A 20,552-nucleotide genomic window follows, 5' to 3' on the forward strand; every position below is an offset into this window, starting at 1 on the left:
CGCGTTTGGATTAGATTTGCACAAGTTTTTGGCAATAGATTTTGCCTATCTAGTTTTGCCTACTCTTACCCCCTCACAAACCCAATATTGCATTTCCTTAGCACTCCTTTGCATAGCGCATAATATCTAGGATTTGCTCCTTTGTTTTTTCTCCTTTTGCACGCTCCTTTAGATATTCCTTAGAGGCAAGCCCTAGCTTTGCCTCATCGCGAAATACCGCCCTTACCAAGTCCATTCCCGCGTAAAATTCTTTCATCAGCACCACGCATACATAGTGCCCAAACTCCGTGCACCGCAGTATCCTTTTAAAATCTAGATTCTCTCCCGCGCTATTATCCCCCTTATCACGCCTTTTATCAAAATCCCTTTCCACCCTTATCGCGCCACACGCCTTTAGCCCCGCTATCTCCAAGCGCAAATCCCTCTCCAAATCGCATTCATTGCTCACATTAAACTCCTCTATATCAAGTCTGCCTGAAAAAATCTCGCACAAAAACAAATAGCGCAAAATATCCACTCTCGCAAAATCCGTATAAGCGATATTTGCATTGCGCTTCTTAGCCACGCTCTCGCAGTAGTCTTTGAGGTTAAACGCATTGACAAAAAGCCTCCCGCCGATGAAGCTAAACGCCCCACTTCCCGCGCCCAAATACTGATGATTGGCACTGACATATTCATCATTGAGCGTGCTTGCTTGTGTCGCTTGATTTTGCCCACTATTTTCCCCGCCACAAAAACTTTCGCCACAATTTTTTGCACGATTTTCCTCGCTATTTTCCCCGTGATTCCCCACAAGATTTTCACTATGATTCCCCTCACAATCCAAAACCTTAGAAAACCCCCACGCATTGTTGCGTTTATAGTCGCTAAACTCTGCGCAAATGATTCTATAAAACTCCAATTCATTATCCTGCATAGCCCCGCCTAGCGCACTCTCTATCTTTGATTTGGTGAGGTTTGAGCGCATAAGCGGGTAGGTAGTAATTTGCTGTGCACCGATAGATTTTGCGATAGCTATGTCGCGCAAAAGCTGCTCTTTGGTTTGGTTTGGGAAATTGAAAATCAAATCAATGCTAAGCGTAGGCAAAATCCCGCACGCCTTTGCTAGCTTCTCTTGGAGAATCGCACTTGAGCCAAATTTCTCATACCGCCCGATTTTGTGCAAAATCTCATCATCAAAGCTCTGCACCCCACAGCTAAGGCGCGTGATAAGCCCCCTAAATCGCTCTAATTGCGCCCTCTCAATGTGGCTAGGGTCGCTCTCACACGAGATTTCTTTGATACTAAAGAGCTTTTTACACAGCTCCAAAGTCTTTAATAGCTCGCTTTCATTGATGAGTGTCGTCCCGCCACCCACCACAAGCGTGTCAAAATCAAAGCCCTTGTCTTTGATAGTGTGTAGCTCTGCTCGCAGGGCTTGAAAATACGCGGCGGCTAGATTCTCATCATAAAGGTATTTGTGGAAGCTACAATACGGGCAAAATGTGTGGCAAAAGGGGATATGGATATACAGCATTGTGGGCTTGCCATTTGGCAAGATTTCGCTCTGCCCTAGTCGCACTTTGAAGCTCCGCTTTAGCGCGCTTTGCATAGAGTGGCTTGCATAGCGCGTAGCAAGGGATTGAATGAGGGTTTTTGTGGGATTTTTTGCAAAAAGAGAGTGTCTTAGCAAGTGATTTTGGGCGACATTTGACACTTGGACTCCTTAGTAAAGCAAGTGGTGTAAGTAGTGGGCAAAGCGGTGCTAATATGAGAAATGTTTAAAACAAATTCGCATTATACGCTAATAATAAAAATTTATGAGGAAATATTTTATGTGTTCGCGCTGATTTTGGCAAATAAGCTAAACGCGCTTAAGTTTGGTAAAAAATCTTGCTACCAAAAAAACTTTTGACACAATCAAAGCTAGCGCAAAAATTAGTGCAAAATTCGTCCTAATGCGCTATTATAGAATTTATAAATGCTAAAAAGCAATGATGCTTAAAAAGGATAGCAATGCAGAATTTATATGATTTATTTGGCACTCTTGTGGGGGAAGCTAGCGGATTTTTATACACTTATTGGCTTGTGTTTGCACTGATTTTGTGCGGGCTGTATCTCACTATTGCTACGCGCTTTATCCAAGTGCGATTTTTGCGCGATGTATTTGGTGTGCTAAAAGAGCGGAGCGAAAAAGAGCATATCTCGCCCTTTGGTGCACTGATGATTTCTACTGCCTCTCGTGTAGGTATAGGCAATATCGTGGGTGTCTCTGTGGCGATTGCAAGTGGGGGGAGTGGTGCGCTATTTTGGATGTGGGTAAGCGCGATTGTGGGCGGGGCAAGTGCGTTTGTAGAATCCACTCTAGCACAAGTCTATAAGCGCAGGGTTGGCACTCATCGCTACAAAGGCGGTCCTGCATACTACATAGAGCAAGCACTAGGCTCGCGCAAGCTAGGCGTTATCTTTGCTATTTCACTCATTTTTTGCTTTGCCTATGGATTCAATGGCTTGCAGGCTTTTACGCTTACCTCGTCATTTGAGATTTTCGTAGGTAGCGAAGAGTTTGCAAATGGTAATATTACGATTTTTGTGGGGCTTATTTTGGCGATTTTGGTGTCGTTTTTCTTTTTTGGCGATGATAGCAAATCCGCGCTTATCTCTTCAATCCTAGTGCCTATAATGGCGTTTGGCTACTTCGCAGTCGCCCTTGTAGTCATCGGGCTAAATGTCGATAAAATCCCACTTATCTTTGCTAGCGTATTACAAGAAGCGTTTAATTTTAGTGCGATATTTGGAGGGTTTGCAGGGAGCGCAATCGTTATCGGCATAAAGCGCGGGCTTTACTCAAATGAAGCGGGTATGGGCTCTGCGCCAAATGCCGCAGCCGCTGCGCACACTAGCCACCCTGCAAAGCAAGGAATGGTGCAAACGCTCTCCGTATTTATCGATACCTTGATTATCTGCACGGCAAGCGCGTTTATGGTGCTATGCTCTAGCATAGATAAAGCCGAGCTAAAAGGAATGGCTCTAATGCAAGCCGTGATGCAAGGGCATTTTGGCACATTTGGGCTGATTTTTGTAAGTGTGGCAATCGTGCTTTTTGCCTTTACCTCGCTTATCGGCAACTATTTCTACGCGGAGGCAAATTTCAAATTTATCACCGAGAATAAGGTTGCTTTGCAGGTGTTTAGATTTAGCGCGGTGGTAATGGTGTTTGTCGGTGCACAGCTAAATCTAGGCTTGGCTTGGGATTTGGCAGATATTTTTATGGGGCTTATGGCTAGCATAAATATCATAGTGATTTTGCTCCTTAGCAATATCGCACTAAAGGTTTTGCGCGACTATGAGTCGCAGAAAAAGGCAGGGAAAAATCCTCTCTTTAAGGCACAAAGTGTGGGAATCCACAACACGCAATGCTGGAAGTGAGGGGTTTAAATTTTAAAAGGAGGCTAGGAATGCCATTTGTCAATATCCGTATAACCAAAGAAAAAGGCGAGCCCACAAAAGAGCAAAAAGCACAACTGATAAGGGGCGTAACAAACCTGCTTAGCGAAGTGCTAGGCAAAAACAAATCTAGCACCGTAGTCATCATCGATGAAATCAGCACCGATGACTACGGGCTAGGGGGCAAGCCTATCACGCAAGTGCGCAAAGAGCAGGCAAAAGCGCAGGGCAAATCCCAAGCCAAAAAACTAAAATGAAGCGCAAAATCGTGGCGATGAAGTGAGGTAAAATCAAGCGATTTAGCGCGATTTAGTGCTATGTAGCGGGCTTTGCTAAAACTCTCGCTTCACAAGCGTATTTTGGTAAGCGCGTAGCAAGCTGCGAAAATCTATCACTATTTGTTTTCTATGCGCCTTATTTTGTCGCTTTACTTTATTGGGCTTTTTGTCTAGCTAAGCTAGCGAAATCTTTTATCACAAAGCACTTTGCCAAAAAGTTTTATGTAGATTCTGCTAGCCCTAATGTCGATTCTAAAGTAGTGCTTTACGCGCTGTGATATGGGTTTAAGCCTATCAATTTTTGCGCAAAACTCTTTATAATCCCTACACTCTAAAATCGCTTTTAATCGTGGATTAAAACGCAAAATATCCTCATCAAAATTATATGAAGCTATGAGATTTTTTAGTTTTGCAAAATGCTTATCCTCTGCTCCCTCTGGCATATTTTGCACCAAAGAAATATCAATTTTATGCCTCCTTAATAAGTCAAATTTGACAAAATGCTCTAGCATATAGGCAAAATTTGCAAACTGCTCATCATAATGGTAGGCATAATTTTTCATTAAAGAGCCTGCCCTTTGACGATAAAAATACCTAGCCGTGCGAGTATAGGCGACTTTGTCCGCTAGTGCATTTACGATATTGCCAAATGTTATATCTTCGCAAAGTCGCACAGGTGGATAACGCAAGATTTTTAAAAACTTTGCACGATATAATGCCCTACACGCTTCTATCTTGCTACCTTTGCGCGTGATTCCGCCCCTAGATTTCCACCTGCGGTAAGCAAAAATATCGCTTTTATAATCCTCGTGCTTAAAGCGATAAACATTAAAACTTTTTGCCACCATAATGCCCTGCTTGGCGTGTGATTCTAAACAATAGATGAGATTTGCAAAATAATCTAGCGCAATCACATCATCACTATCCACAAAACCGATATAATCGCTATTGTTGGGTTTTAGAGTATTAAAGAGATAATCTAGCCCCGTGTTTCGCGCCATTCCTAGCCCCTCATTAACCTGCTTTTTGACTAAGATAAATCGCTTATCATTTTTGGCATATTGCCCCGCGATTTTAGCGGAACTATCTGTGCTACAATCATCTACCATAATGGCTATAAAATTCTCATAAGTCTGTGCTTGGATAGAATCCAAACATTCCTTAAGGTATGTTTCTACATTGTAAATGGGGACTATGATATGAAGTAGATTTGTATCATAGTGGGGAGAATTTGCGTAAGCAGGATTTGTAAGGGCGGAGTCTTTTTGGGCGGAATTTGTAGAATCGTTTTGTGTTAGATTTTTTGGTGTTTGGTTGGTGGGGTTACTCTCTCTCTCTCTCTCTCTCGTTTTTGCGCGGTGTGGTTCATCACATACTCCTTATTATGATAAATATTCTAAAAAACGCGGTATTATAACACATATTTTTAAGGCAAAAAGGATTTAAAAAATGCAAATCTATCTAGCGGGTGGGTGCTTTTGGGGTGTGCAGGCGTATTTTGACTTACTGCGTGGCGTGGAGAGCACGCGCGTGGGCTATGCAAACGCGCAGGAGCGCGCGCTTAGTAATCTAAGCTATGAAGTGGTGTGTAGCGGGCTAAGTGGCGCGGTGGAAGCAGTAGAGATTACCTTTGATGAGGAGGTGCTACCGCTTGAGGAGGTGCTTGCGCGGTTTTTTAGTATCATAGACCCTGTGAGTGTCGATAGGCAGGGAAATGACATAGGTAGCCAATACCGCAGCGGAATCTATGCGCGAGATTTGCACATTCTTGATGTGGCAAGCGAGTTTATCACGCGCCGTGTTATTCCAAAAGTCGCGCCCAAAGTCGCGCTACACACTTCTAAGCAAATCGCCACCGAAGTCCTGCCCCTGCGCAACTTCACTCCCGCAGAATCCTACCACCAAAAATACCTAGCTAACAATCCAAATGGCTACTGTCATATTGATATTTCTAAAGCCCTAGAGCCAATAGAATCATAAAACACCACACAGAGACGATGCTTTTTGAGCGTTTTTGCGCTGTTTTGCAGATTTTGCAAATCATTAGTGCCACAAAACTGCATAAAGCCCAAAATCTATTTAGAAAAATTATGCTACAATAAGGCACTTTTGTTGTTGTCATAGTAGTTGCTACAAATGCTCCAAACTCGCGCTAGACACAGCACAAACCAAACCCAAACAATCCAAAGCAAAAGGCAAAAAGCAAAACAGCAAGATTTGAGTAAATCCAAAATCAGCAAAAATCAAGGATGTGCAAAATCGTGCTTTGCAATCCACAAGCACGATTAAAGCAAATAAAGGAGTAGAAAATGCCTGATAACAAACCTAGCAAAATCAATGTCCCAACATTTCGCGAAAAAAATGTCAAACTTGATGTCAAAGATGAGAGCGAGCTAAAAAAGAAAGATGATTCACTTTTTTTGTATGTCATCGGCGGGATTCTAATCGCAGTAATGTTTATCGTGCTGTTTTTAAGCGAGGCATAATTTAAATCCATACACAATAATCGCTCAAAAGAAACCTCACAAAATCCAACCAAACAACTACGACACAACTAAAAGGGTAAAAAGTGCAAGGCTATATTTTGCATACCCAAAGGCAAAAAGGCGAGGACTTAATCGTCCGCATACTGACAGAATCAAAAATCAAAACCCTATATCGATTCTATGGTGCTAGGCATTCGCTCGTGCATATCGGGCACAGAATCGACTTTGTCCAAGAGAGCAATGGAGTGTTTTTGCCAAAACTTCGTAGCGTTATGCACTTAGGATTTGGCTGGGAGAGGGAGCTAGAGAGAGTGTATGTGTGGCAGAGATTTATCGGGCTACTTGATAGGCATTTGCGCGATATTTATGAGGTTGAGAGGTTTTATATGGAGGTTTTGGACGAGGCAGCTCGCAAACTCCTAAAGCAAAATCCTATGCGCGTGATGATAGAAGCATATAGTCAAATCCTCTCAAAAGAGGGACGAAAGCCAAGCCAAGCAAGCAACAATAGCGAGTGCTTTTTGTGCGGGGAGGCACTAGGCGAGGATATAGCACTTGCAAGGTCGTTTATGGCAGCGCATAGGCATTGTGCTCGTGGGCTGCACACACAGATGGGCAAAATAAAAGATTTCCTAAGCACAGGCGATAGCTTAAGGCTAAATGATGATGAGGTGCGCTCTTTGTATGAAGTGCTTTTGCTTGGATTTTAGGTATCTAGCAGCTTTGGCAAGATTTTGCGGGTAAAATTGTAGATAAAAATTGCGGGTAAAGTCGTGTGTAGATTTGGGGTAAATTTATGATTTATTTTGCTTATTTAAGGATTGTGCTATGAGATTTGTTGGTAGATTTTGGTTGTGTAAATTGTGCAAGCTGTGCAAGTCGTGTAAGCTGTATAAAATATGCTTGGGACTAGCTGTTGTGGGTATGATTGGCTGCGCGACAAAGTCCCCAAACACGAATAAAAACATTGAGAATAGCTCCGTGCAAGGTATTGGTCAAAATATCACAAAAGTAACGATAAATATCTCTAGCCAAATTGATGGACTAAACAAATCTGTTTTGACGCATTGGTGCAAGGTAGATGATGAGTCGGCAGAGGATAAAAACGATAAGCAAGACAAAGACAATAAAGATGACAAAACAGATACACTTAAACAAGACTTCACGCCACAATCCACGCATTCTAAAGATTTTAGCTCACAAGATTCCAAAAACCACAAAAGCCATAGCGAGCTAGACTTACAAGCAAAGCCTACCCACACCACCCAAAATCCTATCAAACTAGACACTACCAAACCACCCAAATGCAAAGCTATCGGCGGGGCAAATGCGTTTTTCCGCGCACTAAAAACTTCTCGCTTTCGCGCTCCAAGAGATGAGGTGGTGGAGCTAGAAGCAGGCGTGTATTATCTCGCAGCTTTTGAGATAGAGGCAAAAAGGCATATTTTGCGCTCTTGCGATGAGGAGGCGAGCAAATGCGGTGGCTATGAGGGAGGCAAGCCTAGATTTTTGGCATTTCGCGTGGATAGTGGCGAGAATCTCATCTTGCCAAAGGTCATTATTTTGCCAAAAGTAGAGGCTAAAGAGGCAAATCTAGCAAGTGATTTTGATAGCAAAACAAACGATAAAAAAAGCGACAAAAAAAGCAAAGAGGGCAAAAGAGCTAAAAAGGACAAAAATGATGAGCCAAAAGAGCTTATTTTTGTGATTTTGGAGGATTTTGACAAGCAGGGAAGTGAAAATCTACCACATAAAGCAGAATCTAAGCGTGGTAATGCTATATTTTCGCTTGGCTCTAGTGTGTCATTTGAGTTTGATAGCACTCAAAACAACAAAAATGAAGCAACCCCAAAAAGCTCAAACCAAAAAAGCAATGACACAGATAGCGCAAAAGACGAGGAGACACAAAGTGGGTCAAGAAGCAATGAGATAAGCCACACTCACACACAATCTACAAAATCTATGGATTAAGATTGACACAGCGCATAGACAGGCAAGCAAGCCAAGTGAGTGGGTGGCGAGCGGAATGTAAGTTGCTTTTACTTACAGCAAATAAACTTAAAAAAACAAAAAGAGGTGTAAAAAATGTCTGAAGTTATAACGATTACTTCTGGTAAGGGAGGTGTGGGCAAATCCACAGCTACGGCAAATATCGCTGTGGGGCTTGCCCAGATGGGGCAAAAAGTCGTGGCAGTGGATTTTGACATAGGCTTGCGAAACTTGGATATGATTTTGGGGCTAGAAAACCGCATAGTCTATGATGTCATCGATGTTATGGAGGGGAATTGCAAACTTGCCCAAGCCCTTATACAAGACAAAAGAACGCCAAATCTACACTTCCTCCCTGCAAGCCAAAGCAAAGACAAAAATATCCTAGATAAATCAAAAGTCCAAAACCTCATAGAAGAGCTAAAAAAAAGTTTTGATTATATTTTGCTTGATTCTCCTGCGGGGATAGAGGGAGGGTTTGAGCATTCGATTTTTTGGGCAGATAGGGTGCTAGTGGTCGTTACACCTGAAGTAAGTTCGGTGCGTGATAGCGATAGAGTTATCGGGCTTATCAATGCCAAGTCCCACAAAGCAAGCGAGGGGATAAAAATCCCACTTCATCTAATCATCAACCGCATAAAGCCCGAGCTAGTAGAATCTGGCAAAATGATAAGCACACAAGATGTGCTGAAAACCCTTGCTATTGAGCTTATCGGGCTTGTGCCTGAAGATGACAAAGTCGTAACAGCGACAAACAAAGGCGAGCCTGTGATTTATGACAAAAACAGCATAAGTGGCGAGTGCTACAAGCGTATCGTAGCTAGGGTGCTAGGCGATGAGGTGGAGTTTGTGGAGTTTAAGTCTAATGGCGGCTTTCTAAAAGCACTCGGCAAGATTTTCAACAAGTAAGGTTTAAGCGATGGGTATCCTAAACTACTTTGTCAAAAAAGATAATAGCGCGAGAGTCGCCACAGACAGATTACAGCTAATCCTCGCCCACGAGCGCACTGCCAAAATCCCATATATGGAGCAAATGAAGCAAGAGATTTTAGCAGTGGTAAAAAAATACACCAACACAGATAATATCTCCATAAAAGCAGATTCTAATCAAGACATAAGCACACTTGAAGTAGAAATCATTTTGGATAACACAAAATAGCATTACAGCACTTGCACTCTTAGGCACAATTTTAGCGAGATAATATCCATTGCGGAGGTTTGAAAATGATGCGATTTAGCAAAAGCATAAGCACGATTCTTGTCGGCTTGTTTTTGGCAGGTATCGGGCTGTATGCGTATAAATTCTACGAAAACGACACTGTAGTCAAGCGAGAGAAAATCCAAGCCCAAAAAGAAGCCAAAAAACAAGATGATTCAAAAAATGAAGCACAGAGTGCAGAATCTAGTGGTTGGCAAAATATCTTTGAAAAAGCCCAAAATATCGTAACCTCTAGCGTAAGTAGCGCAAAAAATGCAATAACTAGCCACAAAAAACCATACCTCGCCATAATAATGGACGACATAGCATACCCTAGACAATTTGAGGAATTACAAAAGCTAGGGCTAAAAATCACACCCTCATTTTTCCCTGTGAGCTACTACTCACCACAAACAGCCAAGCTCGCGGCAAAAAGCGAATTTTATATGGTGCACTTACCACTAGAATCAATGAGTGTCCAAAGCCCCAAATTTGAGTGGATGCGCGTAAATATGGACATATCCAAAATCCAAGAGATTATCGCTAAAATCAAAAAAGACTTCCCCAAGCTAGAATATATCAACAACCACACAGGTAGCAAGTTTAGCTCAAGTTTTAGAGATATGCAGCGGCTACTTTATGTGCTTGATTTGTATGGGATTGATTTTGTGGATTCTCGCACGAGTGCAAACACACAAGCACCTAGAATCTATGATGAGAGCAGGAGAGAACTGCTAAGTAGAGATGTGTTTTTAGACAATGAACAATCCGTGCCATATATCAACTACCAAATCCACCAAGCCATAGAAACAGCCAAGCAAAAGGGCTATGCTATTGCGATTTGCCACCCACATTCTGCGACATTTCGTGCACTAAGGGAGGCAAAATCCACCCTCCAAAACGAAGTAAATCTAGTCTATATAAAAGACTTGCCACTTGCCAAATCCAATCGCCCACGACTACAAATCGCCCTAGATGACAAAACAAAATCCAAGATAAATCCAAAGCTTTTTGAAGGAGTGCCAAACTCACGCTATGCCAAAATCGATGATAGTATGTTTGCAGAGAGCAAAAGAGAAAAATCCCATCCCCAAGTCGCACCAAAAGATTCTAGCCCAAGTGTGGCAAAACAAGCGGGATTTAGCAAGACTTCTACCCAAACTTCAGAAGTAGCCCAAATGGAAAAATACACCAATTCAAATAACTCCATAAAGTCCCAAGCAGGTGTCCTAAGCACGAGCAAAACCCCACCCACAAGCACACGGTCAAGCTCACAACCCACAAAAGCATATCCACAGCACCTAGCCCAAAGCCCTGCACCAAAGCCACAAACTCCACAAAGGCGATATACTCCACCCGCACCGCCCAAATCCGCTCCTTACTCGGTGTGTTCAGGCGATGAGCTAGAAGCGTTTGTATCAGGCTGTGGTGGCTCAAATGATATGGGGCAAAGTGTGAGAGAATATCAAAGAAACCAAAAAAACACAGATAATTTCCTAAGTGTCCAGATGTGCAAAGACGCGGGTGGCAAATGGCAAAATGGCAAATGCCAAAGCTCCAAAAACGCACATTCTTTCCACTCTCAAAGCATCTCGATAGAGGGGTTTTAGTCCGTTTATGCAAAGTCATTTTTCTAGCTGTGAGCTAGATAGGATTCCAAAGGAACTTCTTGGGCTAAAATCCCCACCTAAAAGGCTTTTTTTCACAGGCGATACAAGCCTACTAGATATTTCTCCAAAAATCGCTATCATCGGCACTAGGAAGCCAAACCAATACACCCAAATCCAAACCACAAATCTAGCAAAATCTATCAGCCAAGCAGGTGGTGTGGTGGTAAGTGGGGGGGCTTTGGGCGTGGATATTATCGCTCATAGTGCCGCACTTCCCCGCACGATTATGATTTCCCCATCTAGCCTTGATACTATTTACCCTGCAAGCAACTCAAAAACAATCTTTCAAATCGCCACAAATGGGCTAATCCTAAGCGAATACGAAAACAACAAAACCCCACAAAAATATGATTTTCTCCACCGAAATCGACTAGTCATCGCCCTAAGCGACATAGTGATAATCCCCCAAGCCGACAAAGCAAGTGGCTCTCTCTACTCCGCTAGTCTAGCCCTAAAATCCAAAAAGCCCCTTTTTGTCCTATCCCATCGTATAGGCGAGTCGCTAGGGACACAGGATTTATTACTAGAGGCAAAAGCAGAGGCGATTTTTAGCATAGAAGCATTTTTGCAAAAAATAGGGCTACAAGAACCTATCTTAGATTCTGCTAGCGGGGATTATGCAGAGATTTTAGATTTTTGCAAGGGGAGCCCTAGCTTTGAAGAGGCGTATTTGCGCTATGGAGAGGAGATTTTAGCTCTTGAGCTAGAGGGGAAAATTACCCGCACAAATGGACGCGTGGTGGTGCAATGAGCGCACAGCCAAAATCTAGCGTGATTATCGCTTGTGATGTGGGGCTAAAGCGCATAGGGCTAGCCACACTCCTAAATGGCATAGTCTTGCCACTAGAGCCCATAATCCGCAAAAATCGCAACCAAGCAGCTAGAGATTTGCGCGAAGTGCTACAAATGCGCGGTGCAAATAAGCTAATCGTAGGACTTCCACTATATCAGCACGCACAAGATATAAACTCGCAAAATCCACAAAAAGAATCACAGCAAACATCACAAAACCCCACAGATTTTAGCAATGCAAAATCTAGCATAGATTTTGTAGACTCTAGCCTAGATTCTAGCACAAACCCCACTTCCGTGCGCATAAAGCACTTTATCGGGCTGCTAGATTGTGCTAGTATGTGCTGTGAGGTGGTGTATGTAAATGAGGACTTTAGCTCTATCATCGCCCTAGAAAACCTATCCCACACTACCAAATCCGCTCGCAAAAAATCAACCAAAGACGGCAGGCTAGATTCTCTAGCGGCGTGCGAAATCCTGCGCCGCTACCTTAAAATCAGCGATGCAAATCCATAAAATGCAGTAAATGCAGTGTTTTTGCGCGTAAATAGCTTGAATATTTTACAATATTTTGCAAATTTATGCGTATTTTTGGGCTTTTTAAGCGTTTTTGCGACACACTTGCCCAAAACTAAATTATAATAGCGTTTTTACTTTATCCCAAATCCACGCAAAATCTAACATCTCTTTATTAGCAATCATCTAATCATAAGCACATTTACATTAACCAAAACGCACCATATAAGGAGATTGTCGTGCTTTACTACCTGTATTCTTATTTTGATGTCAATATTTTTCGCTACCTTACTTTTCGCGCAGGGATAAGTTTTTTTGTAGGATTTTTGCTATGTGTGTTTTTGATGCCCTACTTCATCTCTTGGGCAAAAAAGCGCAAATCCTGCCAGCCTATCTCGCGCTATGTCCCCGCCCACAAATCCAAATCAAACACACCCACTATGGGAGGCGCAGTATTTATCTTTAGCACAGTGATAGCCTCGCTTCTATGCGTGCAGTTAAGCAACATTTTTGCCACGCTTGGCATTATCGTGCTTGTGGCTTTTGGGCTTATCGGCGGGAGAGATGACTATATCAAAATCGCACACAAAAGTAACGCAGGAATGAGTGCTAGGGCGAAGATGTTGTTTTTGTTTGTGGTGTCTTTTGGCGTGTGTTTGATTTTGTATTATTGTGCGCATCTAAGCTCGGATTTTTATTTCCCTTTTGTCAAAAATCCTCTTTTCGCGCTTAGCAACTATCCCACGCTAATGATAGCGTTTTGGGTGCTTGTATTTTTGGCTAGCACCAATGCCGTAAATGTAACAGACGGGCTAGATGGACTTGCTACCGTGCCTAGTATTTGCGCGATATTTACGCTATGTGTGTTTGTGTATTTATCGGGCAATATTGAGCTTAGTAAGTATCTATTTTTGCCAAAGGTAAATGCAGGCGAGCTAATGGTAGTAGGTGTCGCCTTAATCGGCTCTTTGCTAGGATTTTTGTGGTATAACTGCCACCCCGCACAAGTATTTATGGGCGATAGCGGAAGCCTATCTATCGGGGGCTTTATGGCGTATATGGCAGTCGTCTCAAACAACGAAATACTACTCATTCTAATCGGCTTTGTTTTTGTGGTAGAAACACTATCTGTGATGCTCCAAATCGGTAGCTACAAGACACGAAAAAAGCGGATTTTTCTTATGGCGCCTATCCACCACCACTTTGAGAAAAAAGGCTGGGCAGAAAACAAAATCATCGTGCGATTTTGGGTGATAGCCATACTTGTAAATCTAATCGCACTTCTAAGCATAAAGGTGCGCTAATGCCACAAAGCAGTAAAATCCCTATAAAAGTTCCACCTCACTTGCTTCCTGTCCACATTAGCGTATTTGGCTATGGGGTTACAAGCAAACCATTTGTAGAGTTTATAAACTCACTTGGCAAGACTTGCTCTATTTATGATGATAGATTTGAGGTAAAATCTAGCGATGAGTGCGGCAATGCTTTGCTCCCACCTAGTGCGTTTGATGAGGGCAAATCTAGCCTAGAGTTTATAAGCCCAGGGATTTTGCCTACTCATAGCTACTTCTCAAAAGCGCGAAATCCTATCGGCGAGTATGACTATGCTTATAAACTAATGAGGGCAAATGATTTTGAGTTAAAAAGTATATGGATAAGCGGGACAAATGGCAAAACAACCACCACGCAAATGCTAACTCATCTGCTAGAATCTTTTGGTGCACTCTGTGGTGGAAATATCGGCACGCCACTTACCACACTCGCGCTAAAGCACGCACAATCATTAGATTTTGCAAAAAAGGATTCTCACAAAAACAAGCCCTGCCAAAATCCAAATAACCACAAAGAAAAAAATCCCAAAAAAGATTCAAAAAAAGAGCCTTTTTGGGTGCTAGAATCTAGCTCTTTTGCTATGCACTACTCTCACATTGCTACCCCGCAGATTTATCTGCTACTTCCACTTAGCCAAGACCACATAAGCTGGCATAGTGGATATGAGGGCTACATAGAGGACAAACTCCGCGTTTTAGCGCGTATGGGCAAAGACACCTGCGCCCTATTGCCACAAGAGCTAAAATCTCACAAAATCGTGCAAGAATATATCCACAAAAATCACTCAAAATCCGACAACGAGCACGCAGAGCGTGCAATTTTTTATAGGGATTCTAGTGATTTGGCGAAGTTTTTGAGTATAGAGCTAGATAGCATTCCTTTTGGTGAGCCGTTTTTGCTAGACGCGCTTGTGGCACTTAGCGGCGCGGTGTTGGCACAAAAAATGGGCTTATTAGATTTTAGCGGGGATTTTAGAGATGATTCTAGCCCTGCGTATTTTTTAGAAAGGCTAAAATCTTTTCACATAGGGGCACACAGAATCGAGGAATTTTATGAGCCCTATAATCAAAACAGCGCAAAATCCAATCTACAATGGCTTTGGGTAGATGACTCCAAAGGCACAAATACCGATGCCACACTAAAGGCTTTTGCACGATATAAAGGCAGGCATATCTATGCCCTGCTAGGTGGCGATGACAAGGGAGCAGATATTGAGCCTATTTTTGCACTTATCGCAGATGGATTTTGCAAAAAAAATAGCTTTGTAAAGATTTTTGCCATAGGTAGCAATGAAAAAAAGATTTTATCCCTAGCACAAAAATACGGCATACCAGCCTTTGCTTGCCAAAATCTAAAAAACGCTATGAAGCACATAAAAAGCGAGCGAGAGAAAGATTTGATAGAATTTAGCGATGATTTTGCAAGTGAAGCAAAATCTGCACAGCCAAAATCCACACAGAAAAATGCAGAAAAACATACAAAACAAAAATCCAAACAAGATTCTAAAGCAGATTTTATCGCTTCTTTTGTTGGGCTACTCTCTCCCGCAGCAGCAAGCCTTGACCAATTTCGCTCATACAAAGAAAGGGGCGAACTTTTCAAAAAATACGCGCTAGAATCATAATTTAGGAGCAATGATGAGTAAAAAAACACAAAATCCACAAGAGGAAGAAAAAGCAGCCTACAATCCAAAAGCGATAGAATCTACTATCTATGAAATCTGCAAAAATAGAGGATATTTTGAGATAGATGGCAATGCAGCCCTTGCAAAAAAACGACAAGAAAGACTAAAGCAAGAAAAAAATAGTGGCAAAAATGGCAGTGGAGCAAATGAAAAAAAACTAGAGCCAAAAAACACGCATTTTTGCATAATGATGCCCCCTCCAAATGTAACGGGCGTGCTTCACATAGGGCACGCGCTTACCCTTAGCTTGCAAGACATTATCGTTCGCTATAAGCGAATGCAAGGCTTCATCACGCTCTATCAGCCCGGGCTAGACCACGCAGGAATCGCCACGCAAAATATCGTAGAAAAACAACTTCTAGCAAAAGGGATAAAAAAAGAGGAGCTAGGCAGAGAAGCATTTATCAAAAAAGTGTGGGAGTGGAAAGAAGAGTCTGGAGGTAAAATCACGGGGCAAATGGAGGCTCTAGGGATTTCTCCCGCACTTTCTAGGGCGCGATTTACTATGGATAAAGGCTTGCAACAAGCCGTGAGGGAAGCATTTGTCGCGTGGTATGAGCAAGGACTAATCTATCAGGGGGATTATATGGTGAATTGGTGCACGCACGATGGGGCACTAAGCGACATAGAAGTGGAGTATGAAGGACAGGATACAAAGCTATATTATATCGCTTACAAGCTAGCTGATAGTTCGCAGGATTGTAGCTACTCTTTGGAGGGTGTTCATAGCGCAGATTTTGCAGGCACGCAAGGCACAAATGAGCATAATTTCCCAAAAGATGCCCTTGTAGTAGCTACTACGCGCCCTGAAACTTTCTTTGGTGATGTCGCTGTAATGATAAATCCAAATGATTCTCGCTATGCCCATTTGGTGGGCAAATCTGTCGTGCTTCCTCTGCTAAACAAAGAGATTCCTATCATCGCTGATAGTGCGGTGGATATGGAGTTTGGCACGGGCGTGGTAAAGGTAACGCCCGCACACGACATAAACGACTATGAAGTAGGCAAGCGACACAATTTAGAAAACCTCGTCATATTCGATGAAAAAGGAATCTTTAATGTAAATGCAAAGGGGTTTGAGGGTAGGGAGCGACTAGAAGCGCGAGAAGACATAGTCGTAGCACTACACTCTTGCGGTGCATTGATAAAAACCCAAGACTACCAAAATCAAGTCGGCAAATGTTATCGCTGTGGCAACATAATCGAGCCATATATCTCAAAGCAGTGGTTTGTCTCAAAAGAAGTTGCTAATGGCGCGATAAAGCGCGTAAATGAGGGCGAAGCGAAGTTTTATCCAAGCGCGTGGCTAAATAATTTCAATGCGTGGATGCGTGAGCTACGACCGTGGTGTATCTCGCGCCAGCTGTGGTGGGGGCATAGGATTCCTATTTGGGACTGCCAAAACCCCAAATGCGCTCATCGCTTTGCTTCCAAAAACGAAGTAGAATCTAGCTGCCCAAAATGTGGAGGCGAGCTAAAGCAGCAAAGCGATGTGCTAGATACTTGGTTTAGTTCAGGTTTGTGGGCATTTAGCACGCTAGGGTGGAAAAATAATCTATCTTTAGATACTAATCACACAGATTCTGCACCTTTGCACGAAGCAAGCACGAGCGAGAATCCATACAACCCAGATGATTTGACAAATTTCTACCCAAATTCCCTGCTTATCACGGGATTTGATATATTGTTTTTTTGGGTAGCTAGAATGCTATTTAGTGGCGAGTCTTTGCTAGGCAAGCTACCATTTAGGGATATTTATTTGCACGCCCTTGTCCGCGATGAAAATGGGCAAAAAATGAGCAAATCTCGCGGAAATGTCATCGACCCGCTAGAAATGATAGAAAAATACGGCGCGGATTCACTGCGATTTAGCCTTGCATATCTATGCGCACAAGGGCGCGATATACGACTATCCACTGCCCAACTAGAGATAGGAAAAAACTTTGCAAACAAACTTTTTAATGCCACGCAATTTTTGCTTTTGTATGCTAAGCAGCAAGATTGTGGATTTGGTGGATTTAGCAAGGTTAGCAAATACCACACGCCACTTGGCAGATACGCTAAATCGCGTCTAAACGCTGCAAATAGCGAGCTTATAGCCGCACTAGAATCTTATCGTTTTAATGACGGCGCAAGCGTGCTTTATCGCTTTTTGTGGGGGGAGTTTTGCGATTGGTGCATAGAGCTAGCCAAAGTGCAAAAAGAAGCGATAAGCGAGCTCGGAGCTGTGCTAGCAGACGCGCTAAAGCTATTGCACCCTTATATGCCTTTTATCAGTGAGGAGCTATACCACAAGCTAAGGGGGCAGGAGCTAAAAGATGTCCAAAGCATTATGGTAGAGGAGTTTCCTAGCGATTTTGAGCGGGATTTGGAGGTGGAGGCAGAATTTGAGATGATAAAAAATGCTACGATTTCTTTGCGCAGACTAAAAGCAAGTATAGATTTGGCAAATAAGCCTGTGCAGCAGGCATATATACAGAGCTTTGATGACAAAAAAATCGCCCAAAAAGCCCTAGATTCTATCCAAAAACTCGCACGAGTAGAATCTATAAAGATTTTTGATAGCACAGATACCAAAAACTTCGTAGTAGATATAGGCGAGGGCGTGAAGTGCTACTTACCACTTGATAATATCGATTTATCGCCTATTTTGGCTAGGCTAGATTCTCAAAAACAAAAGCTAACAAAAGACCGTGATAAGCTAGAATCAAACCTAAAAAATGATAGATTTTTGGCAAATGCACCAAAAGAAGTAGTCTCAAAGCTAGAATCTAGCCTGCAAGAAGTCCTAGACAAACTACGCAAAATCCAAAGCGAAATAGACACGCTAGATAGAGGATAGTTTGGCTTCTATCAGCGATGAAACTTAGTTATTTCCACACAATGTAGGGATTTTGTTTCGCAGATTTTTGCGCTATTAAGTTGGTATTTTGGGCTGATATTTTGGTGGATTTACGATAGGTGAGAGAATCTTTCTTGGCAAAATATTGTGTTTTTTGCCCTATGTGCTTGGTGTATTTGATTAGTGTGCTTGATAAGATTTTCTACTGCATTACGGATAATTTTTACTGATTTTGAAATCCGCATTATTTACTAATCTATTGTCAAACTTTGCAAAGGAGCTGATTCCACCACGCTTCTTAGATGATACAAGCTAGTTAGCATAGCTACTTATAGCGTTTTACCCCCTAAAATTTTCTACTTCTTGCGTCCGTCTTCTAGGACTTTGTGGCTTCCATTTTCATCAAACTCAACCACCACATAAGGCAAACCTTGTTTGTTTAATTCCGCCATAAAGTAGTCAGGGTCGTTTTGCTCCATATTCCACACACCCGCCCCCTGCGTTGTCTCTTGGGGAATTTCGCGGGAGTTTGCCACTCGCTTCGTCAATAGACTATCAGTCTTATTTTCCTCGCTCGTGGCTTCACAACCCACGAACTTCCCGCAAGATACTTCCGCAGGGTTACCTTTGCTTATTCCAATCGCATTATCTATCCCCTGCCATTCCCCGCCTTTTGGCATATCGGCGTTAAATGATGGAACGCAACCCAAGCCATTAGAATCAAGATTCTCAAATTCTAAGGTTGCAGATGAATTTTTGGGGTTGTGCGAGGCAAGCGAATGAGACGCACTCCTCGTGCGTTGCAGTGAAGCGTCCGAAGCACTCCCCAAAAAGTCGCTGCAAACTGAATTTGTTATTTTTTCACACCCCACACCCCATTTCCCCTCACATATCAACTTCGCCCCTATCATCGCAGGCACACCTGTGGTATAGCTCACCCCCTGCGCGCCCACCTCCGCGTAGCACTCCTCGTGCGTGCAAATGTTATAAATGTAAATTACGCGCTCCTTGCCCTCCTTCACGCCTTTTATATAGCAGCCGATATGCGTCTGCCCTTTGGTGCGCGGGGCGAGACTTGCGGGGTCTGGCAGTAGCGTTTTTAGCACTTCTATTGGCACGATTTTACCCCCCTTATGCGCCACCTCATCGATTCGTAGCAACCCCACATTCTCTAAGCACTTCATATGCGTAAGATAGCTCTCCCCAAATGTCATAAAAAAGCGGATTTTGCGTAGTCCCTTGATATTGCGAATAAGCGATTCTAACTCCTCGTGGTAAAGCAAATAGCTATTTTTCACGCCCACGCCCAAATAATCCCACTCTTTCATCAACGCCAAAGGGGCGACATCGCGCCACTGCCCGTTGAAGTAGCTTTGATTTTGCAAATCCTGCGTGTTTGATTCAAGCGCGAAGTGCTTTTCCTCTCTTTCAAATTTGCGATAGATTTTGTCCTCTTGCAAGTCGGGGTTGAGTTCTAAGTTTGATTGCAAACTTGTGGAATCTACCCACCCCCTAGCCCCCTCCGCAAGGGAGGGGGAACTCACCCAATACCGCGCTTTGCTACTCACTTCGCGCAAGTTAATTTCAGGGTTAAAGTTTGTCGCAAACGCATAGCCGTGGTCCCCCGCATTGCAATCCAAAATATCAATGCTATGAATCTCATCAAAATAGTGCTTTTGCGCGTAGGCACAAAATACATTGGTTACCCCGGGGTCAAAGCCACTTCCCAAAAGCGCGAAAATCCCCGCTTCCTTGTAGCGCGTGTCATAAGCCCACTGCTCCTTATACTCAAAGTGCGCATTATCGGGGTGCTCGTAGTTCGCAGTATCAAGGTAGTGTGTCTTTGTGCGCAGGCACGCCTCCATAATTGCCAAATCTTGGTAGGGCAAAGCCACATTTACCACGAGCTTTGGGTGGTATTTCTCTATCAAAGCCACGACAGATTCTACGCTATCGGCATCTACTTCATCGATTTCAATCTCCCCAAAGCCCTTAGCGCGGATAGAATCTGCAATCGCCTTGCATTTAGACAAAGTGCGCGAGGCTAATATAATGCGCGAAAACACGCCGTCAAATTCGTCTTGTGGCGATAAATCGTGGAGTTTGCCACTCGCTTCGTCAATAGACGAATCAGTCTTATTTCCTTGCTCGTGGCTACACAACCCCGATTTCTCGCTCACAATACTAGAATTTGCATTTTTTACTCGATTCATCGCCATTTTGTGTGCCACCACGCCACCTACGCCACCTGCTCCGATTTGTAAAACACACGCCATTTTCACTCCTTATAAGATTTTATACACCTATATAGATTTACATAAGTTGAGATTTTAGCAAAA

The 20,552-nt window shown here is 43.0% G+C and carries 18 protein-coding genes; 15 read left to right on the forward strand and 3 right to left on the reverse strand.

Annotation, left to right across the window (positions count from 1 at the left end):
- Window positions 1-97: 97 nt before the first annotated feature.
- Complete coding sequence (locus HMPREF2086_RS12585) at window positions 98-1,672, reverse strand: coproporphyrinogen III oxidase family protein (protein ID WP_084330417.1); 1,575 nt, start codon at window positions 1,670-1,672, stop codon at window positions 98-100.
- A 323-nt stretch (window positions 1,673-1,995) separates the two neighbouring features.
- On the opposite strand from HMPREF2086_RS12585, the gene HMPREF2086_RS10250 reads away from it, so the two are divergent.
- Both HMPREF2086_RS10250 and HMPREF2086_RS10255 read left to right on the forward strand, forming a co-directional pair.
- Window positions 1,996-3,408, forward strand: a complete 1,413-nt coding sequence (locus HMPREF2086_RS10250; RefSeq protein WP_023928786.1) for an alanine/glycine:cation symporter family protein — start codon at window positions 1,996-1,998, stop codon at window positions 3,406-3,408.
- Between the two features lie 29 nt (window positions 3,409-3,437).
- Window positions 3,438-3,683: a 2-hydroxymuconate tautomerase family protein gene (locus HMPREF2086_RS10255; protein WP_023928787.1), complete on the forward strand. Its 246-nt coding sequence runs from the start codon at window positions 3,438-3,440 to the stop codon at window positions 3,681-3,683.
- A 200-nt stretch (window positions 3,684-3,883) separates the two neighbouring features.
- On the opposite strand, the gene HMPREF2086_RS10260 is transcribed toward HMPREF2086_RS10255, so the two are convergent.
- Complete coding sequence (locus HMPREF2086_RS10260; RefSeq protein ID WP_034561920.1) at window positions 3,884-4,903, reverse strand: glycosyltransferase family 2 protein; 1,020 nt, start codon at window positions 4,901-4,903, stop codon at window positions 3,884-3,886.
- A gap of 92 nt (window positions 4,904-4,995) precedes the next feature.
- Between HMPREF2086_RS10260 and HMPREF2086_RS12425 the strand changes: the two genes are divergently transcribed.
- From HMPREF2086_RS12425 to HMPREF2086_RS10315, 13 genes are all read left to right on the forward strand, one after another.
- Complete coding sequence (locus tag HMPREF2086_RS12425) at window positions 4,996-5,121, forward strand: hypothetical protein (RefSeq protein ID WP_267902100.1); 126 nt, start codon at window positions 4,996-4,998, stop codon at window positions 5,119-5,121.
- Between the two features lie 32 nt (window positions 5,122-5,153).
- Entirely contained in the window at window positions 5,154-5,684 is a 531-nt protein-coding gene (gene msrA / locus HMPREF2086_RS10265) for a peptide-methionine (S)-S-oxide reductase MsrA (RefSeq protein WP_023928789.1), read from the forward strand.
- A gap of 329 nt (window positions 5,685-6,013) precedes the next feature.
- Window positions 6,014-6,190, forward strand: coding sequence for a hypothetical protein (locus HMPREF2086_RS11860; RefSeq protein ID WP_023928790.1), 177 nt, complete (start codon window positions 6,014-6,016; stop codon window positions 6,188-6,190).
- A gap of 83 nt (window positions 6,191-6,273) precedes the next feature.
- Entirely contained in the window at window positions 6,274-6,900 is a 627-nt protein-coding gene (recO, locus tag HMPREF2086_RS10270) for a recombination protein RecO (RefSeq protein WP_023928792.1), read from the forward strand.
- A gap of 118 nt (window positions 6,901-7,018) precedes the next feature.
- Window positions 7,019-8,161, forward strand: a complete 1,143-nt coding sequence (locus HMPREF2086_RS10275; RefSeq protein WP_023928793.1) for a hypothetical protein — start codon at window positions 7,019-7,021, stop codon at window positions 8,159-8,161.
- Window positions 8,162-8,275: 114 nt separating this feature from the next.
- On the forward strand, window positions 8,276-9,088 hold the full coding sequence (gene minD / locus HMPREF2086_RS10280) for a septum site-determining protein MinD (protein WP_023928794.1): 813 nt from the start codon (window positions 8,276-8,278) through the stop codon (window positions 9,086-9,088).
- 10 nt (window positions 9,089-9,098) lie between these two features.
- On the forward strand, window positions 9,099-9,338 hold the full coding sequence (gene minE / locus HMPREF2086_RS10285; protein ID WP_023928795.1) for a cell division topological specificity factor MinE: 240 nt from the start codon (window positions 9,099-9,101) through the stop codon (window positions 9,336-9,338).
- 65 nt (window positions 9,339-9,403) lie between these two features.
- Window positions 9,404-10,987, forward strand: a complete 1,584-nt coding sequence (locus tag HMPREF2086_RS11080; RefSeq protein ID WP_023928796.1) for a divergent polysaccharide deacetylase family protein — start codon at window positions 9,404-9,406, stop codon at window positions 10,985-10,987.
- A gap of 7 nt (window positions 10,988-10,994) precedes the next feature.
- Complete coding sequence (gene dprA, locus HMPREF2086_RS10295; RefSeq protein WP_023928797.1) at window positions 10,995-11,798, forward strand: DNA-processing protein DprA; 804 nt, start codon at window positions 10,995-10,997, stop codon at window positions 11,796-11,798.
- Window positions 11,795-12,355: a Holliday junction resolvase RuvX gene (ruvX, locus tag HMPREF2086_RS10300; protein WP_023928798.1), complete on the forward strand. Its 561-nt coding sequence runs from the start codon at window positions 11,795-11,797 to the stop codon at window positions 12,353-12,355. The genes dprA and ruvX overlap by 4 nt, the downstream gene beginning before the upstream one ends.
- Window positions 12,356-12,594: 239 nt before the next feature.
- The gene (gene mraY / locus HMPREF2086_RS10305; RefSeq protein ID WP_023928800.1) at window positions 12,595-13,659 is read left to right on the forward strand and encodes a phospho-N-acetylmuramoyl-pentapeptide-transferase; all 1,065 of its coding nucleotides are present in this window, start codon (window positions 12,595-12,597) and stop codon (window positions 13,657-13,659) included.
- Complete coding sequence (locus tag HMPREF2086_RS10310) at window positions 13,659-15,311, forward strand: Mur ligase family protein (RefSeq protein WP_023928801.1); 1,653 nt, start codon at window positions 13,659-13,661, stop codon at window positions 15,309-15,311. Before mraY ends, HMPREF2086_RS10310 begins: the two co-directional genes overlap by 1 nt.
- A gap of 13 nt (window positions 15,312-15,324) precedes the next feature.
- A complete protein-coding gene (locus HMPREF2086_RS10315) occupies window positions 15,325-18,213 on the forward strand; it encodes a valine--tRNA ligase (protein ID WP_023928803.1) in 2,889 nt (962 codons plus the stop codon).
- Window positions 18,214-18,569: 356 nt separating this feature from the next.
- On the opposite strand, the gene HMPREF2086_RS10320 is transcribed toward HMPREF2086_RS10315, so the two are convergent.
- A complete protein-coding gene (locus HMPREF2086_RS10320; protein ID WP_023928804.1) occupies window positions 18,570-20,489 on the reverse strand; it encodes a saccharopine dehydrogenase family protein in 1,920 nt (639 codons plus the stop codon).
- Window positions 20,490-20,552 lie beyond the last annotated feature (63 nt).

This window comes from Helicobacter macacae MIT 99-5501 (assembly GCF_000507845.1).
Lineage (GTDB): Bacteria > Campylobacterota > Campylobacteria > Campylobacterales > Helicobacteraceae > Helicobacter_B > Helicobacter_B macacae.